Annotated in this window: 9 protein-coding genes and 2 pseudogenes; 6 read left to right on the top strand and 5 right to left on the bottom strand. The window is 71.8% G+C overall.

Features of this window, described 5'->3' with window-relative positions; genetic code table 11:
- Nucleotides 1-49: 49 nt before the first annotated feature.
- Together NMN56_RS16770 and NMN56_RS16765 are read right to left on the bottom strand one after the other, a co-directional pair.
- Nucleotides 50-1,436 (bottom strand): annotated as a pseudogene (locus NMN56_RS16770) (MbnB/TglH/ChrH family RiPP precursor modification enzyme).
- Between the two features lie 110 nt (nt 1,437-1,546).
- Nucleotides 1,547-2,362, bottom strand: coding sequence for a peptidyl-tRNA hydrolase (locus NMN56_RS16765; protein WP_430542605.1), 816 nt, complete (start codon nt 2,360-2,362; stop codon nt 1,547-1,549).
- A gap of 44 nt (nt 2,363-2,406) precedes the next feature.
- Here NMN56_RS16765 and NMN56_RS16760 point away from each other — a divergent pair.
- Nucleotides 2,407-2,760, top strand: a pseudogene (locus tag NMN56_RS16760) (ATP-binding cassette domain-containing protein); the annotation flags it as partial.
- A 239-nt stretch (nt 2,761-2,999) separates the two neighbouring features.
- Here the strand turns inward: NMN56_RS16760 and NMN56_RS16755 are convergent.
- Nucleotides 3,000-4,424: an alkaline phosphatase PhoX gene (locus NMN56_RS16755; RefSeq protein WP_274045409.1), complete on the bottom strand. Its 1,425-nt coding sequence runs from the start codon at nt 4,422-4,424 to the stop codon at nt 3,000-3,002.
- 241 nt (nt 4,425-4,665) lie between these two features.
- On the bottom strand, nt 4,666-5,814 hold the full coding sequence (zapE, locus tag NMN56_RS16750; RefSeq protein WP_274045411.1) for a cell division protein ZapE: 1,149 nt from the start codon (nt 5,812-5,814) through the stop codon (nt 4,666-4,668).
- A gap of 73 nt (nt 5,815-5,887) precedes the next feature.
- On the opposite strand from zapE, the gene NMN56_RS16745 reads away from it, so the two are divergent.
- The 5 genes from NMN56_RS16745 to NMN56_RS16725 all read left to right on the top strand — a co-directional run bounded on the left by NMN56_RS16745 (nt 5,888) and on the right by NMN56_RS16725 (nt 11,392).
- Entirely contained in the window at nt 5,888-6,799 is a 912-nt protein-coding gene (locus tag NMN56_RS16745; RefSeq protein WP_274045412.1) for a pyrimidine reductase family protein, read from the top strand.
- Between the two features lie 120 nt (nt 6,800-6,919).
- Nucleotides 6,920-7,387, top strand: coding sequence for an indole-3-glycerol phosphate synthase (locus tag NMN56_RS16740; RefSeq protein WP_274045413.1), 468 nt, complete (start codon nt 6,920-6,922; stop codon nt 7,385-7,387).
- 143 nt (nt 7,388-7,530) lie between these two features.
- Complete coding sequence (gene murC, locus NMN56_RS16735) at nt 7,531-8,955, top strand: UDP-N-acetylmuramate--L-alanine ligase (RefSeq protein ID WP_274045414.1); 1,425 nt, start codon at nt 7,531-7,533, stop codon at nt 8,953-8,955.
- Between the two features lie 104 nt (nt 8,956-9,059).
- Nucleotides 9,060-9,464, top strand: coding sequence for a peptide-methionine (R)-S-oxide reductase MsrB (gene msrB, locus NMN56_RS16730; RefSeq protein WP_274045415.1), 405 nt, complete (start codon nt 9,060-9,062; stop codon nt 9,462-9,464).
- Nucleotides 9,465-9,856: 392 nt separating this feature from the next.
- Entirely contained in the window at nt 9,857-11,392 is a 1,536-nt protein-coding gene (locus tag NMN56_RS16725) for an MFS transporter (protein WP_274045416.1), read from the top strand.
- A 13-nt stretch (nt 11,393-11,405) separates the two neighbouring features.
- Here NMN56_RS16725 and treZ read toward each other — a convergent pair whose 3' ends face one another.
- Nucleotides 11,406-13,166 (bottom strand): malto-oligosyltrehalose trehalohydrolase, encoded by a 1,761-nt coding sequence (gene treZ / locus NMN56_RS16720; protein WP_274045417.1) that lies wholly within the window; start codon nt 13,164-13,166, stop codon nt 11,406-11,408.
- Between the last annotated feature and the right edge of the window lie 68 nt (nt 13,167-13,234).

Below are 13,234 nucleotides of genomic sequence, written 5' to 3'. Positions count from 1 at the left end.
AGCGGCTTATCAGTTGATGTAAAGCGTCGTCATCCCGTGTCGTCCCGGGTCACCCGATCCGGCGAACAGTGCGCGGGGGCAGGGAACGCAGGAGGCGCTGCCACCGCGTGGGAGGAACGGGCGCCGCCCTGTCGGCGTGCCAGGTACCGAGGGCGTGCCGGACCCTGGGGGACAGGTCAGCGTGGTCGAGGACATGGGCGGCGAAGGCCAGCGCGTCATGGCGGTAACCGGCGGTCATGGGGCGGTCGGTGGCGTAGGCGAGGAACTCCTCGTGGTAGCGCGCGGTGCCGAGCAGCCGGGGGAGTTCGGGGGCGACCTTCGCGACGACGCCGGCCCGTTTGGCGAGCAGGGCCCTGCTCTGCACGGCGAGACGCTCCCCGTCGAACCCGGCGGGCACCGGCGCCCCCGCGACCAGCGCGGCCAGCAACCCGGCCTGCGCCCGCGCCAGGCGTTCGCGCGCGGCGTCGGTCGCGTGCGGGGCGTCAGGTGTGGGCGCGGGGTGGGGCGTGCCTGCCGTGTCCGGCGTACCGGGGTCTTCGGGCGCGCTCGCTGCGCCGGGTATGCGTGCGGGCTCGGCGGGGTGCGGGGCGTCAGGCATGGTGGGCCGTCTCGCGCAGGGTCGCGCGGATCGTGTCCAGTTCGGCGGCCAGTTCGGCGGGGTGCGGGAAGTCCTCGTCGCGTTCGAGCAGGACGCCCGGCGGTGTCGTGCGCGCGCACAGTTCGGCGAGCACGTCCAGGACGGGCCGGGTCACAGGGTGTGCGTGGCTGTCGTGCCAGACGCCGTCCCGTTCGACACCGCCCGCGACATGGACGTACGCGAGGGCCTCCAGGGGGAGTTCGGCGAGCGCCGTTGCGGGGTCCTCGCCGCGGTTGACGTGGTTGGTGTGCAGGTTGGCCACGTCGATGAGCAGCCGTACGCCCGTGCGTTCCACCAGCTCGGCGAGGAAGGCGCCCTCGGTCATGTCCTCGTCGGGCCAGTTGACGAGCGCGGCGATGTTCTCGACGGCCAGCGGTACGGGGAGCGCGTCCTGCGCGATGCGGACGTTCTCGCACAGCACGTCCAGCGCGTCCCCCGTACGCGGAACGGGCAGCAGATGGCCCGCCTCCATCCCTGCCACGCCCGTGCCGGGCCCTCCGGCGCGTACGAACGCGATGTGCTCGCTGACCAGCGGCGCGTCCAGTGCCTCAGCGCGCTCGGCCAGGGCGCGCAGCCGCGCGGGGTCAGGGCGTTCGGCGCCGCCGAGACCGAGCGCGACACCGTGCGGTACGACCGTGGTGCCGCGCTCGCGCAGCCGCAGCAGCGCTTCGGGCAGCCGGTCGGGGTGGATGTTCTCGGCCACGACCTCCACCCAGTCCAGGCCGGGCAGGGCCGCCGGGTCCCCGATGGCGTCCGCGATCTCCGGCCGCCAGCCGATACCGACCCCCAGCCGCTCCATGGGTTCCATGCGCGTCCCTCCCCCGCTCCCCGTGCGCTGCTCTTCCCGCCGCCGTGTCTCCTGCGCGCCGACGCCTCCACAGGAGAGGACGAATCCTCACCCCGCTCGGTTCACCCGGAGTCGCGCGGTGTGGACGGCGGGCGCAGGGCCGGGTGTTCGGCGACGACCGTGCAGGAGCCGGGGGCGATCTCGGTGAAGCCCGCGTCCCGTACGACGGGCAGGCCGCTCGTGGTGAGCGACTCCCAGTGGCGCGCGTCGCGTGCCACGCGGACGGCGAGCGGGAAGGCGGCGTCGCGCCAGGAAACGCGGGCAGGCTCGGACAGGTCCCACCAGGCGAGCTGCGCTGCGTGCGCTGCCTGTGCCATGGCCTTGCCCGCCGTCATCTCCAGTACGGGGCTCAGCCACAGCACGGGCTCTCCGGCCTCCGGCGGAGGCGGGGGTTCCGGGTCCTCCAGGTCGGTGCCGGAGACCTGGAGGCGGGAGAGTTCCCTGGGCCAGCCGTCGAGCGGTACGGGCGGGAAGACCCGGACCTCGGCCGTACGGGCGGCGAGCGTGATCCCCTCCAGGGGCTCGGTGCGGCGCCACTCGGAACCGCGCGCACGGCGTACGACCTTGCGGATGCCGCGTTCCTCCCACAGCCGCACCCGCTTGTGCCACTCGCCGGTCTCCTCGTCCGTACGCGGATCGGCGAGGAAGGTGAGGACGGCGCGGGCCGCCGTCTCCATCGCGTCGGTACGGGTCGGCGGCACCGCGCGTTCGATACGCACGACGAGCGGCAGCACGAACCTGCCCTCCTCGGCGGAGGGCTCGGCCTCCGGCACCCGCGGTGTGTCCGGTCCGGGGCCGGACGTCTGCGCGGGATCGGGCGAGGCCGCTGAGGGTGCGGACGGGGCGGAGAGGCCGGAGGGGGAAGGGGAATCGGTCACCTGACCAGTCTGCCAGCGGCTAGCGTCTGGCCATGAGCTGGACCATGAGGCTGGAGGGCGTGGGGCGCCGCTACGGCACAGCGGGCCCCTGGGTGCTGCGGGGGCTGGATCTGGAGGTGCACGCGGGGACCGCCGTGCGGATCGAGGGGCCCAACGGAGGCGGCAAGTCCACCCTGCTGCGGATGCTCGCCGGTATCGAGGCGCCCAGCGCGGGCCGCGTCAGCGGACGGCCGTCCGTACGCGGTTACGTACCCGAACGTTTTCCCCCGGCGCTGCCGCTGACCGCACTCGGCTACCTCACCCACCTCGGCCGCGTACGGGGCCTGCGCACCCGTGCCGCCGAACGCGAGGGCCGCGCGTGGCTGGAGCGGCTGGGAGCCGGCGAGTTCGCCGAAACCCTGCGCGCCCTGCTGACGGCCCGGCCACCGTGGCACGTGCGTACGGTCAGCGAGCACCCCGCGCGTACGGCCGGCAGCCTGAGCCGGAAGCCGACAGGTGAGACCCACGGGCTCTGGCCGCGCTCCCCACTGAGGCGTATGAGGTGGGGGCGCGGTGGGACGGGGCGGGGTGTCCGCCTCGCCCCGTCCCACCGCCCGTGTGCCCATGCCGCTTCCGGGCTGCCGCGTACCTGCCGGGTTCAGTGCTCCCAGGGCCCGGTGATGGCGAAAGTGGTGCCGGGCGTATAGCAGTTGAGGTACATCGTGCGGTGGTCGGGGGAGAAGGCGGCGCCCGCGAACTCGCCCCATTCGGGCTTGTCGGGAGTACCGATGTTCTGGGCTCCGCGCGCCATGGCGTAGACCTTGCCGCGCTTGGTGACACCGAAGACGTGCTGCGCCCCGCCGCCGTCCTCGCACACCATCAGGCCGCCGCTGGGGGCGAGGCAGATGTTGTCGGGTTCGGAGCCGGGGAGCTGGATGTCCGTTTCGGGCCCGAAGACGATGACGAGGGTGAGGCGGTTGCGGCGCGGGTCGTAGCGCCAGACCTGGCCGAGGTGGTCACCCTGTGAGCCCTCGGAACTGTGCGCGAAGCTGGAGACGAAGTAGACGCTGGAGCCGCCCCAGTAGCAGCCCTCCAGCTTCTGGGCGTGGGTGATGCCGCCCTTGCCGAAGTCCTGGAAACGTATGGGGGTTTCCTTGGCCTCGGGGTCGGGGACCTCGACCCATTCGATGCCGCCGAAGCTCTTTCCGGTCTCGGTGACCGCTGACAGGTCGGGTACGCCGGGCACCCGCATGGCCTCCAGCCGGCCGCCCGCGTGCAGCGAACCGTAGCCGCCCTTGGGCTTCCTGGGCAGGAAGCGGTAGAAGAGGCCGAACGGCTTGTCGAACGCGTCCTCGGTCTCGTAGACCGCGCCGGTACGGGGATCGAAGGCGACGGCCTCGTGCTGGAAGCGGCCCATCGCCTTGAGCGGTTCGACGGAGGTGGGCCGTCTGCGGTCGAAGCCGACCTCGAATATGTAGCCGTGGTCCTTGGTATGGCCCTCCTCGCCGGCCTTGAACTCGGTCTCCTCGCAGGTCAGCCAGGTGTCCCAGAGGCTGGGCCCGCCCGCGCAGTTGGTGGAGGTGCCGGCGATACCGACGCGCTCGTCGAGGACGTTGTTGTGCCGGTCCAGCTCCAGGACGGTGCAGCCGCCCTTGGCCTCCGGGTCGTAGGTGAGGCCCTTGACCGTGGGTACGGCTATCCGGCCGCTCATCCGGTTCTCGTGGTTGCGCACGAGCCAGGTGACGCCCTTGCCGTGCCCGCTGCCGTTGCCGTGTCCCTTGCCGTTGCCGTGCCCGTGTGAGCGGGAGGCGGGGAAGGCGGCCATGCCGTCGTGGTTGCTGGGGACCTTGCCCTCTCCGGAGCGCATCGGGTCGCCCTCGCGCGACAGCACCTTGTAGTGGAAGCCCTTGGGCAGATCGAGCAGCCCTTCGGGGTCGGGGACGAGCGGGCCGTAGCCCGCCTTCCCGCCGGTGGCCTGGGCCTCGGCGGTCCCCGCGAACAGTTCAGAGAGCGCGCCGCTGAAGGCGACTGCCGCCCCAACGGCGCCGGTTCTCGCCAGCGCTTGACGTCGTGTCGTGGGCATCGGGCACTCTCCCCTGTTGGCGGACAGGTGATGACCCCGTGTGTGTACCACGCGCATGCGCGGGCGCACATCGCCTGTGCGTCAACTCGTTCTACGCGCGGAGCAGTTGCGCCGCGCGCCCGCCGGAACCCCCGGCCCCGTACGTCCGCCGTGAGCCGCCTCGCCCGTACGTCCCTCGCCCGTGCCCGTGCCCCGTGCCCGTTCCCGGTGCGTCCGCGAGCCCGGCGCGAGTCCGGCGGCGCTACGCGGCGCCCAGTTCCTTCGCGTCGCGGGCCAGTGCCGTCAGCCGGGAGATCGCGCGGAAGTACTTCTTGCGGTAGCCGCCGTTCAGCATCTCCTCGCTGAACAGCTCGTCGAAGGGCACCCCGGAGGCCAGCACCGGCACCTCGCGGTCGTACAGCCGGTCGGCCAGCACGACCAGGCGCAGCGCCGTCGACTGGTCGGGGACCGGTGCCACCTCGGTCAGGCAGACGGCCGCGATGTCGCCGACCAGCGCCCCGTACCGGCTCGGGTGGACCTGGGAGAGGTGGTCGAGCAGCGTGGGGAAGGCGTCGAGGGAGGCGCCGGGCGTGCGGTAGGCGGCGCGGGTCACCTCGTCCTCGGTGTACGGCGGGGGCGCCTCGGGCAGGCCCCGGTGGCGGTAGTCGTCCCCGTCGATGCGGAGGGTACGGAAGTGCGCCGAGAGGCCCTGGATCTCACGCAGGAAGTCGGCCGCGGCGAACCGCCCTTCGCCCAGCTTGCCCGGCAGGGTGTTGGAGGTGGCGGCCAGCGCGACCCCGTTCTCGACCAGCCGCGCCAGCAGGCTGGAGACGAGCACCGTGTCACCGGGGTCGTCCAGTTCGAACTCGTCGATGCACAGCAGCTGGTGGCCGCTGAGCGTCGCGACGGTCTGCTGGAAGCCGAGCGCTCCGACGAGGTTGGTCAGCTCCACGAAGGTGCCGAACGCCTTGCGTTCGGGCGCGGCGGGCGCCGCGTGCCACAGGGAGGCGAGCAGGTGGGTCTTGCCGACGCCGTAGCCGCCGTCGAGGTAGACACCGCGAGGCCCCGCGGGCGCGGCGGGCCTGGCCTCGCGCCGGAACCAGCGCTTACGCCCCGTGCCCTTCGCACCGCCGTCGTTCCTTCTGCCGCCTTCGCCGTGCGCGCCGCCGCTCAGCCCTTCGGCGAAGCTGCTCAGGACCCGTACCGCCTCGGTCTGGCTCGGCTGCGCCGGGTCCGGTATGTAGGTGGAGAAGCGCACCCCGTCGAAGCGCGGGGGCGGCACCATCTCGGCCACGAGCTGGTCGGCGGGGACGTGCGGCCTGCGCTCGCTGAGCGCGGCCGGGCACCCGTGGCCCTCGCCGGGAGTGCCGGTCTCGGATATGCGCGCTTCGGTGGTTGACACATTTGTCATGCTAGTCGGCCCGGAAGAACGGGGGCCCCAGGTGAGCGGGCCCGCGGGCGTGCTCCGTGCCACACTGCGGCGTATGCGACGCCTGTTCCTATCCAGCTCCGCCACGTCACCCTCTCCGCAGTGGAACCTGCAAGAGATCGCCGACGAATACGCGTATCCGGACGCCGCGCACGCCGCGGGCGGGAAGAGCGGCGCAGGCGGGGAAAGCGGCGCACCCGGGAAGAGCGGCGCGGGCGGGACGGCGGGCGTGGCCGGTCATACGGAGGGTGTGGCCGGTCGTACCGAGGACGTGTCCGGTCGTACGGAGGGCGCGTGGCTGCGGGGCAACATGGTGGCCTCGCTGGACGGCGCCATCCACCACGGCGGCAGGTCACAGCCGCTGTCGTGCCAGGCGGACATGCGGATCTTCGGTGTGCTGCGGGCGCTCGCCGACGTCGTCGTCGTGGGCGCCGAGACGGTACGCCAGGAGGGATACCGCCCGGCCAGGCGGCGCGAGGTCTTCGCCGAGCGGAGGGCGGCGAGCGGTCAGGCGCCCGTGCCCGCCATCGCCGTGGTCACCGCCAGCATGGAACTGGACTTCTCGCTGCCGCTGTTCACCGAACCGCTGGTGCCGACCCTGGTCGTCACGGGCGAGGACGCACCGGCCGAGCGCATAGCGCTGGCGAGGGAGGCGGGCGCCGAGGTGGTGCTCGCGGGCGAGGGTGCGGGCGTGGATCCGGCCAGAGTGCCGGGCGTGCTGGCTGAGCGCGGGCTGCGGCGGCAGCTGACGGAGGGCGGGCCGACATTGCTGGGTGCTTTCGCGGAGGCCGGGGTACTCGACGAGCTGTGTCTGTCCGTGGCGCCCCGGATCACCATCGGTGAGGCGCCGCGGATCATGAAGGGCCCGTTGCTCGCGGAGCCCGAGGGCTTCGTTCTTGAGGGAGTGCTGGAGGAGGAGGGCTTCCTCTTCACGCGATACCGTCGCATTCGACAATCAGCGGAATGACACGTTCCGCTTATTCGTGACTGGGCAGACTGACAAGCGCAGGCCCCTTGCGAACACGGGGCAGGATGGTTTCTTTCGGGGCCCCCGAGCCCCGCGGAAAAGGAAGAAGGGGCACCCGTCGTGATCACGACCGTCTTGATGATCGAGAAGCCGCTGGTGTCCGCCGACGTCGAGCTGGTGACGACGCTCCATGGCGAGGAGAGCGTCTCCTTCATCGTCCTCATGCAGCCGCGCGGCGACCAGGACCGGCTGCTGCGTGCACTGGACGACGTGGCGCTCGGCGAACTCGACGATGCCGTGCGCGAGGCCGAGGAGCCGGAGGGGGAAGAGGCGCTGTCCCTGGCGGAGCGGGCACTGGAAGCCTCGTTGAAACGTCTCAGAGAAGCCGGGTCCGAGGCTGTCGGCCAGATCATTGAGGAACACCCGCTCGATCTGCTCACCTCGATCGCCGAGCAGACCCACGCCGACGAGGTCATCGTGCTGACGGCGCCGCACCTGGTCGAGGAGTTCTTCCACCGCGACTGGGCCTCCCGCGCCCGGCACAAGGTCGGCGTCCCGGTGCTGAAGCTGTTCGCGCACACCGACTAGCCGGCGGGCCGGGGGCGCGGGGGTTCGGCCAGGAATGGTCCGTGGGTTTGGCCGGGGGTTCGGGGTTGTCCCCCGGGGAGTCGCCGGGCGCACACGGATTAGGGTTGGAGCGATTCCGTCAGCGCCCCTCTGGAGATGCCCGTATGACCGCTGCCGCCCCTCCCTCCGTACTGGAACGACCGCACTTCATCGGGATCGGCGGCGCCGGCATGTCGGGCCTCGCCAAGATCCTCGCCCGGCGTGGTGCCCGGGTCGCGGGGAGTGACGCGAGGGAGTCGGCCACCGCGACCGCGCTGCGCGACCTCGGCGTCACCGTGCACCTCGGCCACGACGCCGCGCACCTCGCGCCCGACGCCACCGCCGTCGTGGTCTCCAGCGCCATCAGGGAAGACAACCCCGAGGTCGCGGAGGCCACCTCACGTGGTCTGCCCGTCGTGCACCGTTCGGACGCGCTGGCCGCGCTGATGGACGGGCTCAGGCCGCTCGCCGTCGCCGGTACGCACGGCAAGACCACCACGACCTCGATGCTCGCGGTCAGCCTCGCCTCGATGGGCCTCGACCCCTCGTACGCGATCGGCGGCGACCTGGACGGGCCGGGCTCCAACGCCCATCAGGGCGCGGGCGAGATCTTCGTGGCGGAGGCGGATGAAAGCGACCGCAGCTTCCACAAGTACGCGCCCGAGGTCGCCGTCGTCCTCAACGTCGAGCTGGACCACCACGCCAACTACGCGTCCATGGAAGAGATCTACGAGTCCTTCGAGATCTTCGCGGGCCGTATCACCGAGGGCGGCACCCTGGTCATCTCCGCCGACCAGGACGGCGCGTGCGAACTGGCGCGCAGGGTCCGCGCGGGGGCAGCGGGCACGGCGGACACAGGGCCCACGACACCCACCGTCCGTACGTACGGCGAGGCTGACGGCGCCGACGTGCGCGTACTCAAGATCGCGCAGCGCGGGCTCACCAGCGAGGTGACCGTCGAGTTGGACGGCGAGGAACTGACCTTCGGCGTCTCGGTCCCCGGCCGGCACTACGCGCTCAACGCCGTGGCCGCGCTCACGGCCGGTGCCGCGCTGGGCGTGCCCGCGCGGGAACTGGCGGTGGCCCTGGGCACGTACACAGGGGTCAAGCGGCGCCTCCAGCTCAAGGGGCAGGCCCGCGACGTACAGGTCATCGACTCCTACGCGCACCACCCGACCGAGATGACCGCCGACCTGGAGGCCATCAGGGGCGGCGCAGGCGAGGGCCGGGTGCTGGTGCTCTTCCAGCCGCACCTCTTCAGCCGTACCCAGGAGCTGGGCAAGGAGATGGGGGAGGCCCTGGCGCTCGCCGACGGCTCGGTCGTGCTGCCGATCTACCCCGCGCGCGAGGACCCGATCCCGGGCGTGACCAGCACACTCATCACCGACGCCGCACGCGTGGCCGACGCGTCCGTGCACCCCGTCGCCACGCCGGACGAGGCCGTGGCGGCGATCGCGGGAATGGCACGGCCCGGTGATCTCGTTCTCACCATGGGAGCGGGGGACGTAACAGAGCTGGGCCCGAAGATCCTCGCCGCACTGGCGGGATGAACCCCGTGTCGCGGGGCCCCGCCCACGGGGACGGCCCCCGTGTCGCGAGGACAACCCCGTGTCGCGGGGACGACGGACGGCCCGAGAAGCGCGGAGGAGCGGACATGGCTTACGAGATCGACAAGCCGGAAGAGCAGTGGCGGCAGGAACTGTCGCCCGAGGAGTACCGCGTCCTGCGGGAGGCGGGCACCGAGCCCGCCTTCAAGGGCGAGTACACCGACACCGAGACGACCGGCGTCTACGAGTGCCGCGCCTGCGGCGCCGAGCTGTTCCGCTCGGACACGAAGTTCGCCTCCCACTGCGGATGGCCCAGCTTCTACGACCCCGCCGACTCCGACGCGGTCGAACTCATCACCGACCGCTCGATGGGCATGGTCCGCACCGAGGTCCGCTGCGCACGCTGCGGCTCACACCTGGGCCACGTCTTCGAGGGCGAGGGCTACGCGACGCCCACGGACCAGCGGTACTGCATCAACTCGATCTCGCTGAAGCTGGCTCCGAAGGGCTGAGTTCAGGACAGCAGCGAACTCCCCCTCGCACACGGCCCTTTCCGTAGGCGTGGTCGTAGCGGCCCGGCAGCTGTACGCAGCCTGCCGGGCCGCTGCACATGCTCCGGATTCCCACCGCGCATCAGCTTGCCCGCCCCCGCACGGATCAGGCCAATCACAGGCGGTCGGCCGAGGGTTGGCGGCGTTGACGGGGTTGCGATCTTTGACCTGGGATTGACAGGTGGTCAATGAGCGGGGAACGGGCGGGAACCACGGGACGGGCGAGGCCCGGTCGAGGGGGGCTCCGGTCGGGTCGTCTCCCATGGCGAAATAGCGAACGCCCGCCGGACGTTCGTTTGTACGCTGCATGCGGATGGCCCGGACGGCGGGTCTCACCTGGGGCGGGAGCGAGCGTGGGGGAGTCCGTGGACGGACAGGTTCGGACAGGCGGCGGGCGTGGGGCGCGGTGGATCGTGCCGGTGCTGGCGTTCGGGGGGATCTCCGTCGCCGTGATGCAGACGCTGATCGTGCCGATCATCGCGCAACTGCCCACGCTGCTGGACACCACGACGTCCAACGCCTCCTGGGTGATCACCTCCACCCTCCTCTCCGGCGCCGTCGCCACCCCGATCATGGGCAGGCTCGGTGACCTGTACGGCAAGCGCAGGCTCGTGCTGCTCAGCCTCGGGCTGATGGTGCTCGGATCGCTGGTCTGCGCGTTCACCTCGGAGCTGGTGCCGATGGTGGTGGGGCGCGCGGTGCAGGGGTTTGCGATGGGGGCGATCCCGCTGGGCATCAGCATCATGCGGGACGAACTGCCGCCCGAGCGGCTGGGCTCCGCGATGGCGTTCATGAGTTCGTCGCTCGGCGTGGGCGGCGCGCTCGGCATGCCGCTGGCCGCCTACGTGGCGCAGTACACCGACTGGCACGTCCTCTTCTTCGGCTCGGCCGGTATCGGGGTGCTGGCCATGGTGCTGGTGCGCCTGCTCGTGCCCGAGTCCCCGCTGCGTACCCCGGGGCGCTTCGATGTGCTGGGCACGTTCGGGCTCTCGGCCGGCCTGGTGGCGCTGCTGCTGCCGGTTTCCAAGGGCGGGGACTGGGGCTGGGGCAGCCCGGCCGTGCTCGGGCTGTTCGCCGCCGCCGCGGTGATCTTCGTGCTGTGGGGCACGCTGGAACTGCGTATCAAGGACCCGCTGGTCGACCTGCGTACCACTGCACGCCGTCAGGTGCTGCTCACCAACCTCGCCTCGATCATGGTCGGGCTCGCCTTCTACGCCGCCACGCTCGTGCTCCCGCAGCTGCTCCAGCTCCCCACCTCGACGGGGTACGGGCTGGGGCAGTCCATGGTCGTCGCGGGGCTGTGCGTGGCGCCCATGGGGGTCGCGATGATGCTGGTCTCCTCCCTGTCGGCCCGGCTGTCCGCCGCACGCGGGCCGAAGGTGTCGCTGATGACCGGGCTCGTGATCCTCGCCGCCGGCTACCTCCTGGGCACCCAGCTGGTGGGCGCCGTCTGGCAGACCGTGGTGCTGGCCGTCCTCGTCGGCGTGGGGATCGGCATCGCCTACTCCGCGATGCCCGCACTGATACTCGGGGCCGTCGACCCCTCCGAGTCCGGCGCGGCCAACGGGCTGAACACGCTGATGCGTTCGATCGGCACCTCGACCTCCAGCGCCGTCGTCGGCGTCGTGCTCGCCAGGATGTCCAGCCCGCTCGGGAACACCGAGGTGCCCAACCTGGACGGGTTCCGTACCGCCTTCCTGATCGCAGCGGGAGCGGCCCTGCTCGGGCTGGTGATCGCGGCCTTCCTGCCGTCCTCGACGGGGCACGGCACACCGCCACCCGCCGGTGCGCACCCGGTGCGGGGGCGGGTGCTCCCGGACGGCCAGGGGACGCGGCCCGTCAGCGGCAGTTCTTCCCCGGCCCCGGTCGCACCGCCCGCCGCTGAGTGAGCCTGCCGGGCACTCAGTGCAGTACGGCCGCCGACTCGGGCGGCAGCGACAGCACACCCTCGTCCAGCCGCGTGCCCGGGTCCCACGCCGTGAGGAGTACCGCGTGCGAGGTGGGCAGCGGGATCTGTGCCGTACGGTCGCCCGCGAGGTTCACCGCGACGTGGAGCGGCCCGTTGCGCAGCAGCAGCCAGCGGTCCTCCGAGTCCGCCGGAGAACGGGTGACCCGCGCGTCACCGAGCGGCGTGTGCGCGAGAAGCGGATGCGAGTGCCGCAGCGAAGCCAAAGCGCGGTACCACTCCAGGAGTTCGGCGTGCGGGGCACGTTCAGGCTCGTTCCAGTCGAGACAGGAACGCTCGCGCGTGGCCGGGTCCTGCGGATCGGGAACCCGCTCGGCCGGCCACCCGTGCGCCGCGAACTCCCGCCGCCTGCCCTGCCGTACGGCCTCTGCCAGCTCCGCGTCCTGGTGATCGGTGAAGTACTGCCAGGGTGTGCCCGCGCCCCACTCCTCGCCCATGAACAGCAGCGGCGTACCCGGCGACAGCAGAACGAGCGCCGCCGCACACGCGAGCAGCCCGGTCGGGGCCAGCGCGGACAGCCGTTCGCCCAGCGCGCGGTTGCCGACCTGGTCGTGCGTCTGCGCGTACGCGAGAAAACGGTGCGCCGGAGTGGCCGTCTCGGGCCGCACCGCACGCCCGTGCCGCCGCCCACGGAAACTCGAATACCCGCCGTCGTGGAAGAACGCACCGGTCAGCGTCTTGGCCAACGCACCGAGCGGCCCATCCTCCGAGCGTGCGAAGTCGGCGTAATAGCCATCCGACTCCCCGGTCACCGCCACATGCAGCGCATGGTGGAAGTCGTCGTTCCACTGGGCGTGCACACCGTGCCCGTTGACCGTGCGCGGCGCCGTCGTACGGGGATCGTTGAGGTCCGACTCGGCGATCAGGAAGAGCGGCCTGCCCGTACGCGCCGCCATCGTGTCCACAGCCTCCGACAACTCGGCGAGGAAGTGCTCCGCGCGTGTGTCGGCGAGCGCGTGCACGGCGTCCAGGCGCAGCCCGTCGAGCTGGTAGTCCCGCAGGAACGCCAGGGCACTGCCGATGAGATACCCCCGCACCTCGTCAGAACCTGGCCCGTCCAGATTGACGGCCGCACCCCACGGCGTCCGATGCCGCTCCGTGAAGTAGGGCCCGAACGCGGGCAGATGGTTCCCGGAAGGCCCCAGATGGTTGTGCACCACATCCAGAACGACCCCGAGCCCCTGCCCATGCGCCGCGTCCACGAACCGCTTCAACCCGACGGGTCCCCCGTACGGCTCGTGCACGGCCCACGGCGCCACCCCGTCGTACCCCCAGCCATGAGTACCGGGGAACGGGCACACCGGCATCAACTCGACATGCGTGACCCCCAGCCCCGCCACATGCGCCAACCGCTCCCGCGCCCCGTCGAACGTCCCCTCACGAGTGAACGTCCCGATGTGCACCTCGTAGAGAACAGCCCCCGGCAACGGCCGCCCCCTCCACGCGTGCCGCCACCCATCACCGTCATGGTCAACCACCGCACTGAGCCCCTCGGGCCCGTCCGGCTGACGCCGCGACCGCGGATCAGGCAACACGCCCCCACCGTCGAGCGAGAACCCGTAACGCGCCCCGTCCCACGTACGCACCTCCGCCTGCCACCACCCCTCATGGGTGGGCGAGCGGTCCATGCCATACACCCCACCCTCATGCCACAACCCAACCCGCCGCACCCCAGGCGCCCACACCTCAAAACGCATAACCCCATCATCCCGGCCCCACTCCACAAGCGCCCCACCCGATACGGGCGGGGGGAGTCCTAGAGGGG

It is taken from the genome of Streptomyces iconiensis (assembly GCF_028657195.3).
Lineage (GTDB): Bacteria > Actinomycetota > Actinomycetes > Streptomycetales > Streptomycetaceae > Streptomyces > Streptomyces iconiensis.
This window is presented reverse-complemented; position numbering and strand designations above follow the sequence as displayed.